Annotated in this window: 18 protein-coding genes; 4 read left to right on the top strand and 14 right to left on the bottom strand. The window is 69.1% G+C overall.

Translation table 11 applies throughout. From position 1 onward, the window contains the following. Window positions 1-29 precede the first annotated feature (29 nt). Window positions 30-2,642 (bottom strand): helix-turn-helix transcriptional regulator, encoded by a 2,613-nt coding sequence (locus tag NVU01S_RS02750; protein ID WP_043667538.1) that lies wholly within the window; start codon window positions 2,640-2,642, stop codon window positions 30-32. A 166-nt stretch (window positions 2,643-2,808) separates the two neighbouring features. On the opposite strand from NVU01S_RS02750, the gene NVU01S_RS02755 reads away from it, so the two are divergent. Continuing rightward, a complete protein-coding gene (locus NVU01S_RS02755; RefSeq protein ID WP_043667540.1) occupies window positions 2,809-3,255 on the top strand; it encodes an ester cyclase in 447 nt (148 codons plus the stop codon). 72 nt (window positions 3,256-3,327) lie between these two features. Here NVU01S_RS02755 and NVU01S_RS02760 read toward each other — a convergent pair whose 3' ends face one another. The 7 genes from NVU01S_RS02760 to NVU01S_RS02790 form a co-directional block, all read right to left on the bottom strand. Then, window positions 3,328-3,837 carry a hypothetical protein gene (locus tag NVU01S_RS02760; RefSeq protein ID WP_063048044.1) on the bottom strand — a complete coding sequence of 170 codons (510 nt, stop codon included), beginning with the start codon at window positions 3,835-3,837 and terminating at the stop codon, window positions 3,328-3,330. 216 nt (window positions 3,838-4,053) lie between these two features. Beyond that, window positions 4,054-4,773 carry a DJ-1/PfpI family protein gene (locus tag NVU01S_RS02765; RefSeq protein WP_043667709.1) on the bottom strand — a complete coding sequence of 240 codons (720 nt, stop codon included), beginning with the start codon at window positions 4,771-4,773 and terminating at the stop codon, window positions 4,054-4,056. A 166-nt stretch (window positions 4,774-4,939) separates the two neighbouring features. Continuing rightward, window positions 4,940-5,950, bottom strand: coding sequence for a GlxA family transcriptional regulator (locus NVU01S_RS02770; protein WP_043667544.1), 1,011 nt, complete (start codon window positions 5,948-5,950; stop codon window positions 4,940-4,942). Window positions 5,951-6,089: 139 nt separating this feature from the next. Then, window positions 6,090-6,671 (bottom strand): putative immunity protein, encoded by a 582-nt coding sequence (locus tag NVU01S_RS02775; protein WP_043667546.1) that lies wholly within the window; start codon window positions 6,669-6,671, stop codon window positions 6,090-6,092. Between the two features lie 101 nt (window positions 6,672-6,772). Beyond that, complete coding sequence (locus NVU01S_RS02780) at window positions 6,773-7,603, bottom strand: helix-turn-helix domain-containing protein (RefSeq protein ID WP_043667548.1); 831 nt, start codon at window positions 7,601-7,603, stop codon at window positions 6,773-6,775. A 48-nt stretch (window positions 7,604-7,651) separates the two neighbouring features. Continuing rightward, window positions 7,652-8,275 carry a nucleotidyltransferase domain-containing protein gene (locus tag NVU01S_RS02785; RefSeq protein WP_043667549.1) on the bottom strand — a complete coding sequence of 208 codons (624 nt, stop codon included), beginning with the start codon at window positions 8,273-8,275 and terminating at the stop codon, window positions 7,652-7,654. 33 nt (window positions 8,276-8,308) lie between these two features. After that, window positions 8,309-8,884, bottom strand: coding sequence for a TetR/AcrR family transcriptional regulator (locus NVU01S_RS02790; RefSeq protein WP_043667712.1), 576 nt, complete (start codon window positions 8,882-8,884; stop codon window positions 8,309-8,311). A 109-nt stretch (window positions 8,885-8,993) separates the two neighbouring features. On the opposite strand from NVU01S_RS02790, the gene NVU01S_RS02795 reads away from it, so the two are divergent. Further along, window positions 8,994-9,848 carry a phytanoyl-CoA dioxygenase family protein gene (locus NVU01S_RS02795; protein ID WP_043667550.1) on the top strand — a complete coding sequence of 285 codons (855 nt, stop codon included), beginning with the start codon at window positions 8,994-8,996 and terminating at the stop codon, window positions 9,846-9,848. Between the two features lie 146 nt (window positions 9,849-9,994). Next, window positions 9,995-10,801 (top strand): alpha/beta hydrolase family protein, encoded by an 807-nt coding sequence (locus tag NVU01S_RS02800; protein WP_043667551.1) that lies wholly within the window; start codon window positions 9,995-9,997, stop codon window positions 10,799-10,801. Between the two features lie 93 nt (window positions 10,802-10,894). Here NVU01S_RS02800 and NVU01S_RS02805 read toward each other — a convergent pair whose 3' ends face one another. Beyond that, window positions 10,895-12,211: a M14 family zinc carboxypeptidase gene (locus NVU01S_RS02805; protein ID WP_218023624.1), complete on the bottom strand. Its 1,317-nt coding sequence runs from the start codon at window positions 12,209-12,211 to the stop codon at window positions 10,895-10,897. A gap of 362 nt (window positions 12,212-12,573) precedes the next feature. Between NVU01S_RS02805 and NVU01S_RS02810 the strand changes: the two genes are divergently transcribed. Beyond that, entirely contained in the window at window positions 12,574-13,671 is a 1,098-nt protein-coding gene (locus NVU01S_RS02810; protein WP_052280396.1) for a carboxylate-amine ligase, read from the top strand. A gap of 57 nt (window positions 13,672-13,728) precedes the next feature. Here NVU01S_RS02810 and mbp1 read toward each other — a convergent pair whose 3' ends face one another. The 5 genes from mbp1 to NVU01S_RS02835 form a co-directional block, all read right to left on the bottom strand. Continuing rightward, window positions 13,729-13,971, bottom strand: a complete 243-nt coding sequence (gene mbp1 / locus NVU01S_RS02815; protein WP_029901942.1) for a microaggregate-binding protein 1 — start codon at window positions 13,969-13,971, stop codon at window positions 13,729-13,731. A gap of 77 nt (window positions 13,972-14,048) precedes the next feature. Then, window positions 14,049-14,888: an SDR family oxidoreductase gene (locus NVU01S_RS02820; protein WP_043667717.1), complete on the bottom strand. Its 840-nt coding sequence runs from the start codon at window positions 14,886-14,888 to the stop codon at window positions 14,049-14,051. A 117-nt stretch (window positions 14,889-15,005) separates the two neighbouring features. Next, window positions 15,006-15,476 (bottom strand): OsmC family protein, encoded by a 471-nt coding sequence (locus NVU01S_RS02825; protein WP_043667554.1) that lies wholly within the window; start codon window positions 15,474-15,476, stop codon window positions 15,006-15,008. A gap of 9 nt (window positions 15,477-15,485) precedes the next feature. Then, on the bottom strand, window positions 15,486-17,201 hold the full coding sequence (locus NVU01S_RS42240; protein ID WP_082031948.1) for a glucosaminidase domain-containing protein: 1,716 nt from the start codon (window positions 17,199-17,201) through the stop codon (window positions 15,486-15,488). A gap of 18 nt (window positions 17,202-17,219) precedes the next feature. Continuing rightward, entirely contained in the window at window positions 17,220-19,361 is a 2,142-nt protein-coding gene (locus NVU01S_RS02835) for a hypothetical protein (RefSeq protein ID WP_043667556.1), read from the bottom strand. Between the last annotated feature and the right edge of the window lie 42 nt (window positions 19,362-19,403).

Here is a 19,403-nt window from a genome sequence, read left to right on the forward strand (position 1 = left end):
CGCTCACCACGATTCCGGGAGGGCTGCGGTCAGAGGTCGGGCACATCCCGCAGTTGCCGCCGCGACGAGATGCCGAGCTTGCGAAAGATGTTGCGCAGGTGGGCATCAACGGTGCGCGGACTCAAGAAGAGCTGGGCCGCCACCTCTTTCGACGTCGCACCGCCCGCGACCAGGCGCGCGATATGCGTTTCCTGCACCGTGAGCGTATCGGCGACCTGTGCGGATCGACTGCGCGCACTCTCGCCCGTGGCCCGTAGCTCACCCGCCGCCCGCGCCGCGAACGCCTCCGCGCCGAGCGCCGTCAGCGCGTCGTGTGCCTGACGCAGTTCGGTTCTGGCCTCGCGGCGCCGCCCTTCCCGGCGCAGCCATTCGCCGTAGATCAGATGCGCCCGTGCGCCCGCGATCGCCGGACCGCCGGCGTCCAGCAACGCGATGGCCGCCGCGTAGGCCGACTCGTCGTCCTCCACCAAAGCCCTTGCGTAGGCGGCCATTCCGTGCCCCCACGGATGGTCGCCCGCACGGGCGCGCTCGTCCAGCGCGGCCAGCGCTGGCTGCGCGAGATCCGGTCGGCGGCAGCGCGTCGCCGCCTCCACCAATTCCGGCAACGCCAGGCCCGACAGGCCCAGATCACCGGCTGCGACGGCTTGTTCGGCGGCGCGCAACGCGGCGGGATAGTCGGCCAGGCCGTTGTTGAGGACGGCGGTGGCGTACTGCACGCTGAGCGTCATCTCCGGCCCGACGCCGGCGAACAGCTCCACGGCCTCGGCCCGCCGGCCGCGCAGCGCGACCAGATGAATGCGCGGGTACACCAGCGGCGCCGCGCCCGTGGCCTCCGCGATCGCCTCCTGCTCGGCGATGAGCGCCGTCACGGCGCCGAAGTCACCGGCCAGCGCGACCACCGGCGCCAGCATGGCCAGTCCGATCGGCAGCAGGTGAAACGAGCCGAGCTCGCGCCCGGACGCGATCACACGCTGCGCGATCTCCCGCATCGCGGCGAGGTCCCACAGCTCCAGCGCGAGCAGATAGCCGAGCGTCGGCCACCGCAGCCACGCGTCGTCGGCGTGGTCCGCCACCAGCGGGCGCAGCAGCTTCGCGGCGGCCTGGTGCCCTTCGACGGTCAACGCGACCATGCCGTCCAAAATGCTGTCCGCACTGCCGCGCGGCTCCTGCGCGCTCGGCGCGCAGCGCGCGGCCTCGACCACCGCGTCCACCCCGCCGATCAGCATGCTCATCTCGAACGCGTCCACGTAGCACGCCCGAGCCCGAGCCGGTTCGCGCTCGGCCAGCCGCGCGGCGGCCCGCAGCAGATGGCCGGTCGGCAGGTCGCCGCCCCGGAAGCGGGCGAACGAGATCCGGCCGCGCAGCAGATCGACCCGCGGGTCGTCCGGTGGCAGGGTGGACAGCAGCTCCGCCGCGGCGGCGAAGTCCCCGACCGAGAGTTTCGCCTCGACCGCGGCGAGCACGCGCTCGGCCCGCAGGCCGGGATCGAGGGTCAGTGTGGCCGCGCGCTCCAGGAACGCCGCCGCCGCGGCCACGCCGCCGCGCGCCTGCGCGCGCGCCGCCGACCTGGTCAATGCGAGGGCCACCGCCTCGTCCGGACCGGCGCTGGCGAGCGCCCGGTGCCAGGCGACCCGGTCGGGATCGGCGACCGGATCGCTCACCTCGGCGAGCGCGCCGTGCGCCCGGCGCCGCTCGACCGGCGAGGCCGCCTGGTAGACCGCGGACCGCGCCAGCGGATGGATGAACCGGATCCGGGTGCCGAACTCGACCAGCGGCACCTCCTCGGCAGCGGCGTCCGCGACGCCCAGAAGTGCTGCCGCAGGCCATAAGAGGCCGGGATCACCGATCGGTTCCGCCGCCGCGACGGTGAGCAACAGGCGCACCTGCGGGGTGAGTTCGGCGAGCCGGGCCCGGAAGCTGCGCTCCGCCGCCCGCGGCGCGGGTAAGTCGAAACCGCCCGCCATGCCCGCCGAGCCCGCGGTGCGCGGCAGTTCCAGCAAGGCCAGCGGATTACCGCGGGCCTCGGCCAGGATGCGGTCGCGCACGCGCTCGTCCAAGGACGCGTGGAACTCGCGCGCCAGCAACGAGCGCGCCTCGGTTTCGCTCAACTGCTGCACCTCGAGCTGCGGCAGCTGCGCGAACTCGGCCACCTCCGCCCGCGCCGCGAAGACCAGGGCGACTCGCTCCGCGCCGATCCGGCGCGCGATGAACGCCAGGGTGCGAGCCGACGCGTGGTCGAGCCACTGCGCGTCATCGATGAGGCACAGCAGCGGGCGGTCGTGTTCGAGCAGCAGCCCCAGCGCCGCGGCCCCGGCCAGGAACGGGTCCGGGGTGCCGGTGTCCAAACCGAACGCGATCCGCAGCGCGCTGCGATGCTGCGCGGGCAGCGCGTCGAGATGTTCCAGGACGGGGGTGCACAACTGGTGCAGCGCGGAATACGGCAGTTCGGTCTCGAACTCCGCGCCGGTGGCCCGCATGACCAGGAACCCGGACGACGCCCGGGCCAGTTGATCGAGCAGCAGACTCTTTCCGATACCGGGCTCCCCGAGCAGCACCACCGCGCCACCCTGGGATTCCCGCGCCTGTTGCAGCAGCGCGAGCAACCGCGCCGTCTCCGCCGATCGACCGACCACATAGTTCACCCGCCGATCTTCGCCTGCCCGGAACCCGCTGTCACCTCGCGGATAGGTAGGTATCGCCGACGCGAACGCGGTAGCTCCGGCCGCAGACTTGCTCCAGGCCGCACGGACAGCCCCGGGGAACCCCGAAAACCTTCCGGACACAACGACATCGAAAGCGAGAACGATCATGGAACAGCGCACCCTCGACACCGCGGCGGAACCCCGGCAGCTGCTGGACGGCTGGCTCACCCTGTGGAACGGTGTCTACACCTTCGCCGACGATCTGATCGCCACCGACTTCCGGCTGCACGCCGCGATGATGGACGGCAGCGAGGGCGACGCGGTCCGCGGGCCCGACGCGCTCGTCGACTGGATCGACCAGGTGCGCGCCGCCTTCACCGAACTCGTGTTCAGCGTGGCGGTCGGGCCGATCGCCGACCGCGACCACCTCGTCGTCCGCTGGGTCGCCGTGGGCACCTACGGCGGCGGCTTTCCCGGCGCGACCGCGCCCGCGGGCACCGCGATCCGGTTCACGGGGATCGACATCCTGCGCATCGAGAACGCGAAAATCGCCGAATACTGGGTCAATTCGGATATGCACGTGCTGCTGGCGACGCTCGGGGTCCGGTACTGAGGCGACGGTCCTGACCACCACGCCCCCGGGCCGCCGTCGCCCAGCCGTGCCGGCGTTCGTGCCGAGCGGTGGCTACGGGAACTGCGCGGTCGTGATCACGCCTTCTACCCCGACCGGCTGCTGGGTCGCCCTGGTCGGCAGCACGGGGCGGGCGGTATCGCTGTAGCGTCGCTTGACCATGGCCGCGGCTTCCTCGGGCGTCTCCGGGCGCCACGGCCTGGTCGAGAGCTTTTCCAGCACACAGATCAGCAGCATCTGCCGGGTGCGGGTGACGGGATGGCAGTTCATACCGGCCTGCCCCAGACCCTCGCCGGCGGTGCCCCGCTCCTCCGGCGGCACGGTCTCGGTGAGCACCCAGTACAGCTCCGGGCTGAGCAGGACGGACTCGCCGTTGCTGTCGTTGAACCAGCGCACCGAGTACTCGATCAGCAGCTCCGCGATCGGTCCACTCTGCCGCAGCGCCTCGACGAAACGAGGCAGACCGCCGCTGCTGTCCGAGTTCCGCTGGATCAAGGTCGCGATTCGGTCCGCGACCTCGCGTAGCTGCGTGATGTCATGGTCGGCCAGTTTCGGCAGCGTCATCAATTCGTCCTTACCCGTCACCCGGCAAGAATTCAGCATCCAAACCCAGATGTCAACGCCGCGTCAATAGCTGACGGATATCACAAAGTTGTTCCGCCGCAATGGTGCTCGATTACAACGAGCGAACCGGACAACAGGACTTATCGCGGCAAAGAGCCGTCGTGATAAGCGCGTGATTCATGATCGGCGGCCTCGGGTAAGCGCTGAACCGTCGGGTCAGTGCCGCTTCCGGCCGCGGATCTTGGTGAGTGCCAGTTGCCACGCGACGGTGCCGACGGCGACCGTGGAGCGGACATTGGCACTTTCCAGCGTCATTTCGGCGACGGCCTTGCGCATGACCTTCGCCGAAGCCTTCGACGGGTGGCCGGCATCGTAGGGCGGGTGCGGGTCGTATTCGATCAAGAGCTGAATGATCTCGGCGCGCTCGGTACCGTAGATCTCGCCGATCAACCACAGTGCGGCGTCGATTCCGGCGGAAACCCCTGCGGCGGTGAGGATCTTGCCCGAACGCACGATCCGTTCCGTGGGCCGGGACTCCACGCCGAGCAGTGCCATCGGTTTCTGCGCGAACCAGTGCGTCGTCGCCGGGTGCCCCGGCAGGATCCCGGCCGCGGCCAGGATCAGCGCGCCCGAACATACCGAGGTCGTCCACTTGGTGTGCGGATGGACCGCGGCCAACCAGCCGGTCAGCTCCTTGTTCGCCATGGCGGTCGGGGTATCGGTCCCGGAGCCCGGCACGAGAACCACATCGGGAGTTGGGGTTTCGGCGAACGTGTGGGTGGCGCCCAACGCCAGCACGCCGCTGTCGGTGATGATCGGGCCGACTTCGTTGCTCACCAAACGGATCTCGCTGCCGGGCACCAGGCGCAGCGCCTCGTACGGCCCGATCGCGTCCAGCGCGGTCATGCCGGGATAGAGGACGATCGCGATCTGCAGCCCGCTACCGTCGTGGGCGGGTACTGCCACGTCGGCGGGTGCCGGGGCAGGTGTCGCGGTCTCGGCGACGGTGCCGTCTTCGACGGTGGCAGAAGCTGATTGCGGCGGCTGGTCGGCCATGGTGATATTCCCTTGTCTTCGATGGTGCTGATGCCGGGAGGCGGCACTAGGCGTCGGAGAGTTCGAAATCCGTGCGCTCGAGGGCGGCGGAACGGGGGCGCGCGAAGCGGTCCCGGTACTCCCCGGGCGCCACCCCGAGGAGCCGTTGAAAGGTGCGGTACAGCGTTTCGGGGCGCCGCAATCCGACCGCGACGGCGACGCGATCCAACGGGTAATCGGTGGTTTCCAGTAGCCTTCGCGCGGCGGCGACCCGCACGCGCTCCACGTAGCGCGCCGGGGTGGTGCCCAAGTCGGCGGCGAACACGCGGGAAAAGTTGCGGGTGCTCATACCGGCCTGCTGGGCCAGCGCCTCCAGCGACAGATCCGCGGTGAGGTTCTCCTCGATCCAGACCTGAAGGGCGCGAAGCGGTTCCAGGCGCGGCGGCCCGGCCGCGACGGGCGCGCTGAACTGACTCTGGCCGCCAGGGCGGTGCAGATAGACCACCAGCCAGCGCGACACCTCGCGGGCGAGGTCCGGTCCGTGGTCGGCGGTGAGCAACGCGATCGCGAGATCGATGCCCGCGGTCACGCCCGCCGAGGTCCAGATCGGGCCGTCCTGCACGTAGATCCGATCGGGCTCGACGTCGATATCGGGATACCGCTCGGTGAGGCGGCTACTTCCCGCCCAGTGCGTGGTCACCGTCCGCTCGTGCAGCAGCCCGGCTTCGGCCAGCAGGAACGTGCCCGAACACACCGAACCGATGCGCCGGGCCCGCTGCGCCACCTGCCGGATCCCGTCGATCAGCGCTGGATCCTTGCGTGCGGGACCGAACGCGACTCCCCCGGTCACCAGCAACGTGTCCACCGGCCGGGACAGGTCGCCGATCGCCCGAGCCGTCACCTCGATCCCGTTCGAGGCGGACACCCGGCCCGCCCGCGCCGCGACCACCTCGACGTCGTACAGCGGCTTCCCGCTCAGGACCGCCGCCGCATTGAAGACATCGGCAGGCCCGGCCAGGTCGAGCAGCTGGAACCGGTCGAAGACCGCCAGTTGCACGAGTCGGGTGGAAGCAGGCATGCACCCATCGTGCAACCGGTCCGGTATGGCGTCAACGACACAAAGATTGCAAATCCAGCCACGAGACCCCGACCCCGGCCGCGACAGGTCGCCGAGCGCGACGACTGATCGGCCGCCGACCCCGTTGGCCCGACACGACTCAGCTACGACTGGGATCGGCCGCCGAAGTCACACCGCGTCGCAGCGAACGATCGAGGTGGCGCAGCAGTTCGCCCGCCCTGCCACGACCTCCCGGCGCTGCCGGGTATCGGGACAGGACACCGATCACGGTGGAGTTGGCCAGTTTTCGCGCCTTTTCGAGGTGAGCGGCGGCGACTGCCCGATCACCGCCCGCGTCGAGTTCGAGGGCCAGAGCGGTGTAGGCGGCCGCGCCGAGGATGTGCCAGACCTGGGTGGCTTTGGCCAGGGGGTGCAGGTAGGCCGACGAGCCCGTAGCACCGGCAGCATGGGCAGCGGCGGCGACCAGCGGCCGCCCGCGCTCGTCGGCTTCCCACGCCGCGCGGTGCGCCGCCATGGCGGTCACGCGAATCGCCTTCGTCCGCTTGCCACCGGCGGCGAACTCGCGGGCCTGCGCTAGTACGGCGCGCACCCGTGGATCGCCCGGACACGCACGCTCGTAGATCGGCACCACCGGCGCGGCACAGGCCGAGGCGTACGCCGTGACCTCGCGCAGTTCGGCCATGCTCAGTGCGATGGTCAGGTTCTCCTCGGCTGCACCCATGAGACTTCACCGTATCGTTGAACTGCCGGTTGGCACTTCCAGCCGCTTTACTGGCGAGGCGCGCCCGAAACCCTCAAACGCCGGTTCGCCTGCTGCCGCGCTCAGGCGTACCCGGGCGCGGCCCACGCGACGGGGTCGACCGCCAACCACGGCGCGGCAGCCAGGGCCGTAGGTGTGAGCCCCGCAAAGGCTTTGGCGTCCCGATGCAGATGCGACTGGTCGACGTAACCGCATTCGGCCGATACCCGCGCCGCGCCGACCCCGCCCGCGAGGCGGTGCGCCGCATGGTCGAACCGAACCAGCTGCGCCGCCCGCTTCGGCGTCAACCCGACCTGCGACCGAAATCGGGACCACAGTCGTTTTCGGCTCCAACCGAGCTCCCCGGCCAGCGGATCGACCCGAATCCGCCCGTGGCTCCGCACGATTCGCCGCCAGGCGTACGCAACCTCCGGGTCCACCGCAGCCCCTTCCTGCTGCCGCCGGGCGATCGCGAGCTCGGCGATCGCGAACCGCTCGTCCCACGAGCGGGCGGCGCGCAGTCGCGCGCCGAGCCGTGCGGTATCCCGTCCCCACAGCTCCTCGAAAGCGACCACCACCCCGGCCGACTCCGCCGCGGCACCCGAAATCGCCTGCGCGACAATCGGAGACAATCGGATCTGCAACAGGTCGACCTCGCGTCCGCCCCCGCGCACGTTGCCGGGGGCCAAACCGACCACACTGCTACCGTGCACGCACTCGCCGGCGCCATCGATCAACCGGACGTCCCCGAAGTCGAGGAATATCGTCACCGCCGGATACGGCACCACCGGCAGTTCCACCGTTCTCGCCGCTCGCCCGCGAAACCCGGCCATGCTGACCCCCGCGACCCGCGGCCGCGCCGGGACCGCAACCTCGACCGCGGCTCCGCCGATCCGAAACGGCGCACCAGACATGCCGCCATCGTAGGAGCGTCGGCGAGCAGATGAGCCCGCTGCCTGCATTCAGAGCCGCGCCAGCCAGGCGTGCCCCGGATGCACCCGGGAAAGCCAATCGAACAGTCGTGCGCGCCGCGTTGTGTTCATCGCGGGCAGCACGCGATCGAAATCAGCCTCGTCCTTTGCGCGCAGAGCTTTCGCTTTGAACAGCAGTGCGACTTCGGGAATTGAGTAGGGAATCCCGTCGTCGGTGCGCAGAATCAATTCCGCGTACGGCACTGCGATGGACGGGTCACGGCGGCAGACCCAGTGATCCCCGGCCTGCGCTTCCCGAAAAACATCGAGTCGATAGCGACCCGACGCGGGTTCGCGCAGCCAGGTCTGAAAGTGATTCTCCGCTTCCGCCGGATACGGCCAGGCTCGGCCGTCACCGACGACATCCCAGTCGAACCCGGGCAGCGCGGCCAGTATCTCGCCGAATCTCGCTGCCGGAACCCCGATTTCGAGATCGCCGTGCGTCCGCGCAGTACCGCCGGTGAACAAGTCGAGCGCCCACCCGGCCGCCACATACCACGGAGCCGCCACACCCGACAGTCGCGCCGCGACCTCGGCCGGCGTCCACGCCGCCCAAAGCCGGTCGGCTTCTTCCGCCGAAAGCTCCCGCGAGCACGAGGGGTCAGGCGAACCCACGGCGTTCCTTTCCGTACCGAGTTGCGTTGCGATTCACTCGAGTCCGAGGACGGCGGCCGTCGAGCGCCATAGGCGATCGGCGGCTGTCTCCGGGTCCGGGGGCGGGGTCAGCCGGAGTTGCTGGCCGATGCCGTGGCGCAGTCCCCCGATGACGAAGGCGCCCGCGCTCTCCGGGTCGATCTCGGCGGGGATCTCGCCGCGCGCTTGGCCGCTGCGAATGTTGTCGGCGGCGTTGGCGCTCATGGTCTGGATGTAGACCGCCTCCAACTCGGTGAGCTGCGGGTCCAGGGCGGTGCGGTCGAGCAGGACGGCGGCCAGCGGATCGGCGAAGTGGTAGGCGACGAAACGGCGGGTGCGTTCGTGCTCGCGGGTCGACCAGTCGGCCGCGGGGAGCTGCGCGTCACCGATGGCGTGCCGCAGGCCCTCGTAGAACGTCTCGTAGATCGCGGCCAGCAGCCCACTCTTCGAGCCGAAATGGTGATACATCGCCCCGGTGCTCAGCCCGGCACGCCGGGTGAGCGCGGCCAGCTCCAGCACGCCGTTGCCGCGGACCAGTTCGTCGCGGGCGGCGTCGAGAAGTTGTTGACGACCGATCGGTGCACGTGCCACAGTCGGAATCATAACCGAACTCAGTTATGTTCTGATCTCGAGGAGTTCCGATGCGGGAACCAAACCAACCCATCCTGCGCGTCGTGCCGACCGTCCGCGAGTCCCGGCCATGAGCGCCGAGGTGTCGTCCCTGCCGGACCTGGGCGGCGACCTGGCCGGCACGTACCGCCGCACGGCGAGCAGCGGCGCGAGCATCGAGGCGGAAATCTGCGCGGCCGATCTGACCGCCCTCGACCGCGACGGCTACGTCATCCTGCCCGACCTCCTGAGCCCGCAGGAACTCGACGAGATCCGTGCGGCGGTCGCGCCGCTGCTGAATCGGCACGGCCGCAACAAGTTCGAGGGCCATACCACCCAGCGGATCTACAGCGTGCTCAACAAGACGCGCGCCTGCGACCGCATCGCCGACCATCCGCGGGTGCTCGCGCTGCTGGATCGCTTGTTCTTGCCGAACTATCTGCTGTCGATGCTCCAGGTGATCAACATCCTGCCGGGTGAGCAGGCCCAAATGCTGCACACCGACGACAGCTTCTATCCGCTGCCGCGCCCCCGTGCCGCACTCGGCGCCGCGACGATCTGGGCGATCGACGATTTCACCGCCGACAACGGCGCCACCGACATCATCGCGGGCAGCCACCGGTGGGGGCACCGCATGCCCGAGGAGTCCGAGCGCGAACCCGTGGTGATGCGCGCGGGCTCGTGCGTGTTCTTTCTCGGCACCCTCTGGCACGGCGGCGGCGCCAACCGTTCGGCGCAGCCGCGCCTGGCCCTGACCGCCCAATACTGCGAACCGTGGCTGCGGCCGCAGGAAGCGTTCACCCTCTCGACCACCCGGGACACCGTCCGCGCGGTCTCCGAGGACATCCGCCGCATGCTCGGCTACAGCATCCACCCGCCCTTCATCGGCCAGGTCGACGGCATGCACCCCAAACGCCTGCTGGAACCCGGCGCTCCACCTCTGTGAGCACGGGGGGCGTGCGACCGGTCGGCACGCAAGCCGAGTCAGCGCGGCCGCGCGACCCGCAAGCCGGTGGCCGCGCCAGCGACACGCTGATTTCGCTTATAGCGCAAGGGATTCCCGCGCCACCGCGAGCGATCTAGCGTGGGCGCATGACCTCACCGATCACCGGCACGGCCGCGGGCGTGCCGTTCACCGCTCTGCCGCCGTCCGGGGACGCCACCGTCGCACCGATGATCGTCACCTGGCACATGCTGGACGCGCCCCGCACCGACGCCGCGTTCGCCGCGGCGCTGCCGATGGCGGGCCTGCCCGCTTGGCGCGTGCATCTCGGCATGCCGATGTGCGGGGCGCGCATGGTCGACGGCAGCACCGACGCGATCGTCGCCCTGTTCAACGAAGACCCGCTGATGTCGTTCCTCTACCCGTTCGCCCAGCAGGCGACCGCGGAATTCCCGGCCGCCCTCGCGGCGCTGCGCGAGCAGTTGCCGGTCGACGACGGCCCGATCGGCGTGCTCGGCGGTTCGCTCGGCGGCGCCGTCGCGTTGCACGTGCTCACCACGACCGATATCCCGGTCTTCGCCGCCGCGGTCGTGAACGCCGCCATCCGCATGCGCTCGGTGGTCGACCTGTTCCCCGGCCCGTATCCCTACGACACCGAATCCGAAAAAGCCGCCGACAGTATGGATTTCGTCACCGAAGCCGCGCGCCTGGCCGACCGCGCACCCCTGCTCGTCGTCAGCGGCGAACTCGACCACCCCGCCTTCCGCGCCGACGCGGCCCGTCTCGTCGCCGCGATCGGCCCCCGCGCCGAACTCCAGCCCATCCCCGGCCTCGCCCACCCGCTGGCCGACGAACCCGGCCTCGCCCCCGCGCCCCAATCCCCCCAGGCCCGCGCAGTGGACACCGCCCTCACCCGATGGTTCGCCCACCAGCTGGCGCAAGCCCCCACGCCCTAGACCCCTGCTGTCCCCCAGCACTATTCGAGACCACACCGACAAGACCCACCGGCCTGGTCACCCTTCGACCAGACCGGTGGGACAACGAGCCGATCAGGACGTCTGCCCGCCCTGCCGGTAAGGCGCGTTCGCCAGTTGGGCGGCGGTGCTGAACGCCTTCTTCATCTGCGGCCAGAAGGTGCTTTCCACGCAGGAGTAGCGCGGCATGAAGCCGCCGCACGACCCCGAGCTGTTCGGGCCGATTTCGATGGTGATGGCGGCCAAGCCCAATGCGCCGTGGGCTTGGTCGTCGGTCGTGCCGGTGGTCGAGTAGCCGACGGTTTCCTCGGAGGTACCGACGACGAATCCGCTGGGCACGATCTTCTTGGTCAATGCGCGCAGCTGGGTGGCATTGCGGCTGGTGGCATTGCTCGGGATGATCCCGTAGTTGCCGTAGGCGTGCAGATCGATCACGATGCCGGTCGCGGTTTGCGGCACGTCACCGCCGCCGCTGGGCCGCTGGTTGGCGAACAAGCTCGCGTAGAGCTTCTGAATGGCTTGGGTTTCCGGTTCGGAGCCGGCGCGCGGACCCTGATAGGTCTGCGAGCAGGGGTTGCGGGAATCCCCGCCCCAGCGGACGGTGAAATTGCGATTCAAATCCACTCCGGGGCCTTGCCCGGAACCGTCGACGACAGAGCACGACGCCGGGGTCGCGCTGTTGTTCACATTCTTGCGTTGCATCTTGGGCCGATTACCGCCGCTGGCGGTGACGTCGACGCCGTCCGGGTTGGTCACCGGGACCACCCAGACCTCGGTGTTGTCCAGGATCGAGGTCACCGCGGGATCGGTGCCGTAGCCGGTGGCGAGATAGTCGATCCATTTCCACGCCAATTCACCGGTGGCCAGTTCGCGGGCGTGGATCTGCGCGGTCAGCAGAAAACGCGGCTTGCGCGTGGTGGGCGCCAGATCGCAGCCGACGGGTTTCATCGTGGTTTTCGCGGCGGCTTTCTCCGCATCGGTCCCCGCGGACGTGCCGGTCAGGCAGATCACGTTCATCGTGTGCCCGCCCCGGCCCCGGTCGGCCAGCCACGATTTGCCGATATTGTGCACCTGCGCGATGCCGGGATATTTGGCGGCGGTATCGCTCGCGTGCCGAAGCAGATCGGCCGCGGTGTGATAGCCACCGTAGTAGGTGGCATCAGGCGTCCGCCGCTCCGTAGGGTCCGCTTTGTAGACCGGCGCCTTCTTGGTCAGGGTCAGCCCCTTCGCGCGCAGCGCCTGGGCACCGGCCTCGTCGACCGCGATGGTCACCTTGCCCGGTCCGGCGGGAACCATTTCGATCCCCGCGTTCTCGATGATCTCCACCTGTGCCCGCGACGGCACCGGCACATCCCAATAGTAGGGGGAATCATCGGCGGCGTGCGCCGTCACCGGACTGAAGAATAGCGTCGAGAATCCACCGACCGCCGCCACGGTGATAGACGCAAGAATATTGCGAAAACTGCTCATGGACTTTCCTAGTCTTGGGCGGCGACCACGGCCACCGCGAGCCATGTCGTTCTTCTGTGCGGAGATTAGGCCGGTGCGCCGACGCGGTGAAACCCCAGTCGGCGAGTGGGGAACGGCGGCGGGTGGCGGCATACTCGCAGCACTCCGTAAGGTGTCGCACAACAGGTTTCGCCGATTCGCGCATCTTTTGCGCCGGTCCGGGTAAAGCACGGCCAACAGCGGTCACCGGAGGTGGTCTCGCCGGACGGCGTGCACCTGTCCGGATCGGCGAGGAGTTCGATCGAATGCAGGCACTCACCATAGGTTTCGAAGAGGAATTTCTGCTGGTCGACGCGGAAGGCCGTCCGGTACCCGAATTCGACGCGGTCTGCGGCTGGCTGACGGACAAACTCGAGGCGGCCGACAGCGCCCGCTTCAAGCCGGAACTGCAGCTGACGCAGATCGAGACGATCAGCGGCATCCACACCAGCATGACCGCGCTGGCGAGCGAATTGCGCAGCGCCAGAGCCACGCTCGCCGCCGCGGGAGACGCGTGCGCCGTGTCGGTACTGCCGGTCGGCACCGCACCGCATCCGATCGCCGACGACACTCCCCTGCCGGACTCGGGCCGCTATGCCCGGATCCACGACCGGTATCGCGGCATGCTGCGCGAGTACACCGCGTGCGGTGCGCACGTGCACATCGGGGTCGCCGATCCGGATCGCGCCGTGGCCGTCGTGAACCATCTGCGGCCGTGGTTGCCGACATTGCTTGCGGTCGGGGTGAATTCACCGTTCCACCACGGCCGCGACTCCGGCTACGGCTCCTGGCGGATCGCCGAGCAGACGCGCTTCCCCGGCGCCGGCCTGCCGCCGTACGCGCGTTCGGCCGACGACTACGACGCGCGGATCGCCACTCTCCTCGAGTGCGGCACGCTCGTCGACGATCACATGTCGTTCTGGCTGGCGCGGCCGTCGAAGGTGTACCCCACCGTGGAGGTGCGCGCCGCCGACACCGCCGCCACCGTCGACGACGCAATCTTGCAGGCGGTGCTCACCCGCGGTTTGGTGCAGACGGCCCTGAACAAGCTGGACGAGGGTGTCGAAGGCCCGCGTATCGACGATCAGGTTGGCGCAGCGGCAATTTGGGCCGCCGCGCGCTACGGCTTGGCCGGCCCCGCCGTCGATCCGATCGAGGAGATCCGGGTGCCCGCGATATTGCTGCTACGTTCCCTCGTCACCTGGATCGCCGACGCGCTCACCGCCACCGACGACACCGCCCTGGCAAAGCGACTGTTGCGCAACGTGGAACGCCACGGCACCGGCGCTGCCCGGCAACGTCGAGCCGCACAGCCCGGCTTGCGCCACCTCGTCGACGCCTTCCGCCTGACCAGCTGGTCCTGACGCACGAACAGCGTTGCCGATCAGCGCGATTCGCTGACCGGCAACGCGACGCGACGACTAGTTGTGCTGATGTCCGGCTTGGCGCGCCTCGTTCACATCGGCCTCCGCGCGCGCCTTCTCCGCCGCGGCTTCCTTCTGCGCTGCCTCGCGCTCGGATTCGGCCTTGTCCTGCTGCGCCTTGCCCTCACCTTTGAGGTTCTCGTCACCGGTGACGACACCGGCGGCCTCCTTGGCCTTGCCTTTCACGTCTTCGACAACACCTTCGACGCCCTCGCGGGGGCCACTTCCATGTTCTGACACAGTTATTCACCTTTCGAGCTGCGACTGCGGCTGACCTTCGGCGCTTACCCGGAGTCGCTCGACTCAATCCACCGCGGTCAAAGGATCGGCCTGCCGCCGGTCACGGCGATCCGCGCGCCAGAGATGTAGCTGCCGTCGTCGGAGGCCAGCAGCACGTAGGCCGGGGCGAGTTCGGCAGGTTGGCCCGCGCGCCCGAGCGGCACGTCGTCGCCGAAATTCGCCACCTTCTTCGGCGGCATCGTGGACGGGATCAGCGGGGTCCAGATCGGCCCCGGCGCAACGCTGTTCACCCGGATCCCGCGCTCGCCGAGCAGTTGGGCCAGGCTCGCGGAGAAGTTCGCGATCGCCGCCTTCGTCGCCGCATAGGGCGCGAGGGTCGGTGAGGGCATATCGGAGTTGACCGACGAACTGCCGATGATCGACGCGCCCGGCTGCAGATGCGGCAGCGCGGCTTTGACCAAGCGGAAGTACGCACTGACGTTCACCTGGAAGGTGTGATCGAACTCCTCGTCGCTGATCTCCTCCAGCGTCTCGTGCGTCATCTGGTAGGCCGCATTGCTCACCAGGACGTCGATCTTCCCGAACTCCTGCACGGTCCGATCGATGACGGTCAGGCACTGCCCCGGCTCGGCGAGATCGCCGGGCACCAGCACCGCCTTGCGCCCGGCCTGCTCGACCAGGTCGGCCACTTCCTTGGCGTCGTCGTCCTCGCTCAAATAGGAGAGCAGCACGTCCGCGCCCTCGCGCGCGAAAGCGATCGCGACCGCGCGCCCGATGCCGCTGTCGGCGCCGGTGACCACCGCCGCCTTACCGGTCAGCTTGCCCGACCCCCGGTAGCTGTCCTCCCCGCAGTCCGGCACCGGATCCATCCGCGCCTGCACGCCGGGAACCGGCTGCTGCTGTTCAGGAAATCCCATGGCCACTCCTCTCGTCGCACCACGCCATGTACCCGCCGACTACCGCGATACGGGGTCGGCAAACACCGGGCCGACGCGTCGAGCACCAGGCCGGGAGGAGTCGTGGACCGGCAGGGTCTAGGCGCTGGAGACCTGCGGTTCGCAGCGAATGTCGAAGTTGACGGAATTGGCGATGAAGCAGAGGTCGTGGGCGCGCTCGTGCAGCGCCAGCGCGCGCTCGTGGTGCTGCGCATCGGTGATCCGCGCCTGCGGGCGCAGGACCACCTCCGAGAAGCGGCCACCGCCCTCAGGGTCTTCGACCATGGTGCCCGACGGATGATCGGTGTATTCGGTGACCACGATTCCGGCACGGGCGCACAGCACCAGATACCAGAGCATGTGGCACTGCGACAGCGAGGCCACCAGCAACTCTTCCGGATTCCAGTGTTCGGGCGCGCCACGGAACGCCGGATCCGCGGTCCCGACGATCGGCGGTTTGCCCGCGGCGCTGACGAGATGCGATCGCTCGAAATCCCGGTACCCGCTGGTGCCGGAGCCGGTATTACCGGTCCAGGTCACGTCCAGCGCGTACTCGTGCGCCTTGGTCATCGGCCACCCCTACGGCACGGTTTCGATCAACTTCATCACACCTGTCAAGGTCGCAGCATAGCTCGGTTCGGTGGCGTAGCCCGCGGCCGCCACTGCGCGGGCGAACGCGTAGGGATCGGCGGTGTGCGCGAACGCTTTCGCGTACCGGGGCTGCAACAGCACCTGTGCGTGGCCGTCGAACGACTCCGCCGGAGCGGCGTAGGCCCGGAACCACGCGCGCACGACGTAGTTGTACCGGCCGTCGGGCCGTGGTGTCACCGAAATGATCTCGGGGTAGCCGCGTACGTTCGGCGTGCTGTGCACTTCCGTGGTCGTGCACAGCTTACGTTGCGCCTCGGGCACTTTCGCGCCCGCCTTGATGCCGAAGAAGTTGTTGCCGCAAGCTTTCGCGCCCCAACCGGTTTCGAGCGCGGCCTGGCCGAGGGTGACCAACCACGGGATGCGGCTGCGGGTTTCGTTCGCCTGTGCGTGCGGACGGTACTTGCGCACGAAATCGACGACGTGCGCGGGCACCCGGCCGCTGGGGCGCGGCCCGGGTTTCGGCGTCGGCGCGGGTGCGTTACCGCCGCCCAAGCCGGGAACAGGTCCGGCGAACAGCGGACTCGGCGATCGCGCACCCTCCCAGCTCAGGTCGACGTGAATGTGGTCGGTGTGCGGGTTGCTGCCGCCGTACGCCCGCCAACCCTGCGCCCGGTACTGCCAGCCCCACTGCCGTCGATTCCAAATGATGTACGCCACTTGCAATTCCACCGCGTTGGATTGCAGCCAGGCAAGGTAGGCGTCGACCTGAGCCCGATGCGCCGGGTCGGCCGCGTTCGCGTAGAGGTCGATCGAACGCCCTTCCCCGTGCAGCGACGGGGTGCCGAAAGTGGTTGCCCGGCAGTTGAAGGTGCCCGCCTGACGGCCGGTCAGTCGCTTCCACTGATTCGCCATGGCGCGGGCACCGGGCTGCTCCCCCGTCGCACACTTGGTGAACGAACCGCGCCGTACGATGCCCGCCGCACGATCGGGCGTCCGGGTCGGAGTGGGCGTGGGCGTAGGTCCCGGCTTCGGCGTCGATCGGTTCAGGCGATACTGCCGCACATGGGCGAGTGCGGCCGCGTTGGCCGCACCGGTCAGATACGTCCAGGTGTCGGGTCGTCCGCGCACGTCGATGTGCGCGAAATTGCCGCCGACGCCGAGCGCGATATCGTTGCCGCAGGCGTCGATCGCCAGTTCCGCGATCTGCAACCCGGTGAGACCGGCGATGGCTATATCGGCGGCTTGTCCGCTGCAATGCCTACTGAGCGTGGGCTTTTGCCCGCGCGCCCGGTAGACGGCGACATTGCTCGCCCAGGACCGGTAGCCCGAGGTGATCTGCACCGGTTTTCCCACCCGATCGCGGATCGCCTGCAGACAGCGGACCAGAGCCGGTGAGATGCGGGCGCGGTCCGCGGGCCGTCCCCCGCTGCTGACGAGTTCACCGACGGTGAAGTTCGGCGCCAGCTTCTTCGTGCGAACCTGCGGGCCGGTGTCGTAGAGCGGCAGACCGGTACTGTTCGGATCCCAGTGCTCTTGCCCGGCGGCCGATGGACCGGGCCGGGCGGTGAGCACCAGCCCCGACGGGAAGCTTTCGGCTTCGAAGCCCGCCTCGGCACCCGCGATGCTCTCGTCGAACTCGTGCTGCTCGACGGCCCCGGATTCTTCGGCGGCGCTGGGGACAGGCCACTCGGCGACGACGCTCATCACTTGCCTCCCCACGTCTCAGTAGGTGCTCTGGTGGAGGGGGCGGCGCTCCCGCGGCGGCCGCGCGGGCGTCGCGGTGCGCACCCCGAGGTCGGCGAGGGTGACGACGGTGCTGCCGCTGGTCCAGAAATTCTTCGCCTGCCCCCGCGCGACGAGCTCGACGCACGCGGCGTGCGCGCACTGGCTGACGCCGGGACGGGCGGGATGGAATTCGTAGTAGTCCAGCATCGAGATCTCGATCCGAGTGGCGGGCTTTTTCCGCCAGTCCTTGGACGCCGGCGGCAGCACCCGCCACTGCACGCAGTCGATCGCCCCGTAAGCGAATTGCAGGTCGCTGTTGCGGTATTCGCTCTGCTCGATCCGGGTGACTCCGATATCGCCGCCGCGCGCGATCGACTTGCGGATCTTGTCCCGCACGCCGGCCGACCGCTTGATCATGTCCGCCACGTCGATGGTGACCTCGGTACCGCTGGCCCCGAGGAAATGCGCGAACAGCCGGGCCGCCAGCGGGCCTGCCGCGATCACGCGGGCCATCGAGAAGATCGCCACATCGCGCGGATCGCCGAACGCGCACGCACAATCGATCGCCGCCTTGGCGTCGAGGCGATGACTGGTCAGGCTGCAGCGCTTGCGGAATCGCTGCTGCAGCACGCTCCAAGGCGCCTCCGGCTTCAGATCGTCCTGCACCGGCTTGCAGGTGCCGAGCATCCGGCGCGGGCGCGCGGGCGGCACCTCGCCCTCCGACGATTCGCGCGCTGTGCACCGGCACCCGCACTCCTGCGCGATCGACTCCCCCGCGTAATCCTCGGACTCCCAACCGGTCTCGCCCCAGTATTCGCCGTCGCCCGCCTGCGGCGTCCACAGCTCGTCGGCGCTCTTCTCGGCCACTTCCCGGCTGACGACCCCGCCGCGCAGGTTCGCCGACGCGTCGGCGAGCAGCTGCCAGCCGAATCGACGGGGAATGTCGTTGTGCGGCACCCGTGTTCGCTCCACCCGGAAGTTCGGCGAACCGGCCGCCCGGAGCGCCGCGGCGACCCGCTCGCTGGCCCGCGCGGTGCCCTCACCGGGGCGGTACAGCACCCGCAGCGCGCCGGTGCCCGCCGCCATGCGCTTACGCGCCCAGTCGAGCAACGCTTTCGGGTCGTTGTACAGCGCGTCGAAGGTGTGCACCTCGTCCGGATCGGTATGACCCAGGATCGCCATCAGCGCAGCGCCACCGCCGGAGTGCGCGGTCAGGATCAGCCGATTGCGCCGCACGGTCGTGCCGGTCGCCGCGCCGAAACGGGCCAGCGCGTCATCGATCAGTGCCTGCAGTGCACCGGGTTTCGTGAGCGCCGGGAACGTGTAGCGCGCCGGATTGCCCTTCGGCTGATGGTGGCCGCGGGGCAGGATCAGCAACGTCGGGACGGTCCGTCCGGCGGCTCCCGGCTTGGCCGGATCGGTGAAATCCAGTCCGCTGATCGGTTTCTTGTGCTTGACGATCTGCATGGCCGCGCCGTGACCGGAGTAGCCGTGCAAATGCACGACCACGTCGACCACCGAAGGCTCGACCATGCCGTTCCACTCGATCAGCAGATCCGGTGGCGTGCCCGCGTGCGAACGCAGCTGGGGATGCCGGTGCACGAGCAACCGGCCGGGTGTCACCGCGACGGGCTGGGCGTCTTCGTAGTCCGCGTCTTCGTAGTCCGCGTCTTCGTAGTCCGCGTCTTCGTAATCGGCGTCTTCGTAGTCCGCGTCCTCGTTGTCGGCTTCCTCGTAGTCGGCTTCCTCGTAGTCGGCTTCCTCGTAGTCGTCGTTCTCGTAGTCGCCCTCTTCGTAGACTCCGCCTGCGTAACCGGCGTTCTCGTGGTCCGCTTCCGTATAGTCCGCGGCCTCGAAAGTCGCTGCCTCGCTGTCTACTTCGAAGAGCGCTTCCTCCTGGTCGGCGTCCTCGCTGTCGTACTCGGTCCCGTAGGCGTAGTCCGCCTCGGTATCCCCGGCTTCGTTATCCCCGGCTTCGTCGAACTCGGTGTCGGAACCTTCGTTCTGCCAGCCGGTCTCGCCGTCGTATTCCAGATCACCCACGTCCTCGGCGAAGACGTCTTCGCGCGTGGGCCACACGCCGGTCTCCGGCGTCGCCTCGGGCGAAGCGAAGATCGATGATTCGGCAACGGTACTCATATCAGGCTCCAATCGGTATCGCGCGATGGCGAACGACTCGAC

Source organism: Nocardia vulneris, from assembly GCF_001613425.1.
GTDB lineage: Bacteria > Actinomycetota > Actinomycetes > Mycobacteriales > Mycobacteriaceae > Nocardia > Nocardia vulneris.

Coding starts and splice junctions, on each gene's coding strand:
- NVU01S_RS02835 (WP_043667556.1), bottom strand. CDS start 19,361: ATGAGTACCGTTGCCGAATCATCGATCTTCGCTTCGCCCGAGGCGACG.
- NVU01S_RS02795 (WP_043667550.1), top strand. CDS start 8,994: ATGAGCGCCGAGGTGTCGTCCCTGCCGGACCTGGGCGGCGACCTGGCC.
- NVU01S_RS02770 (WP_043667544.1), bottom strand. CDS start 5,950: ATGCCTGCTTCCACCCGACTCGTGCAACTGGCGGTCTTCGACCGGTTC.
- NVU01S_RS42240 (WP_082031948.1), bottom strand. CDS start 17,201: ATGAGCGTCGTCGCCGAGTGGCCTGTCCCCAGCGCCGCCGAAGAATCC.
- NVU01S_RS02810 (WP_052280396.1), top strand. CDS start 12,574: ATGCAGGCACTCACCATAGGTTTCGAAGAGGAATTTCTGCTGGTCGAC.
- NVU01S_RS02825 (WP_043667554.1), bottom strand. CDS start 15,476: ATGACCAAGGCGCACGAGTACGCGCTGGACGTGACCTGGACCGGTAAT.
- NVU01S_RS02780 (WP_043667548.1), bottom strand. CDS start 7,603: ATGTCTGGTGCGCCGTTTCGGATCGGCGGAGCCGCGGTCGAGGTTGCG.
- NVU01S_RS02775 (WP_043667546.1), bottom strand. CDS start 6,671: ATGGGTGCAGCCGAGGAGAACCTGACCATCGCACTGAGCATGGCCGAA.
- NVU01S_RS02800 (WP_043667551.1), top strand. CDS start 9,995: ATGACCTCACCGATCACCGGCACGGCCGCGGGCGTGCCGTTCACCGCT.
- NVU01S_RS02760 (WP_063048044.1), bottom strand. CDS start 3,837: ATGACGCTGCCGAAACTGGCCGACCATGACATCACGCAGCTACGCGAG.
- NVU01S_RS02755 (WP_043667540.1), top strand. CDS start 2,809: ATGGAACAGCGCACCCTCGACACCGCGGCGGAACCCCGGCAGCTGCTG.
- NVU01S_RS02820 (WP_043667717.1), bottom strand. CDS start 14,888: ATGGGATTTCCTGAACAGCAGCAGCCGGTTCCCGGCGTGCAGGCGCGG.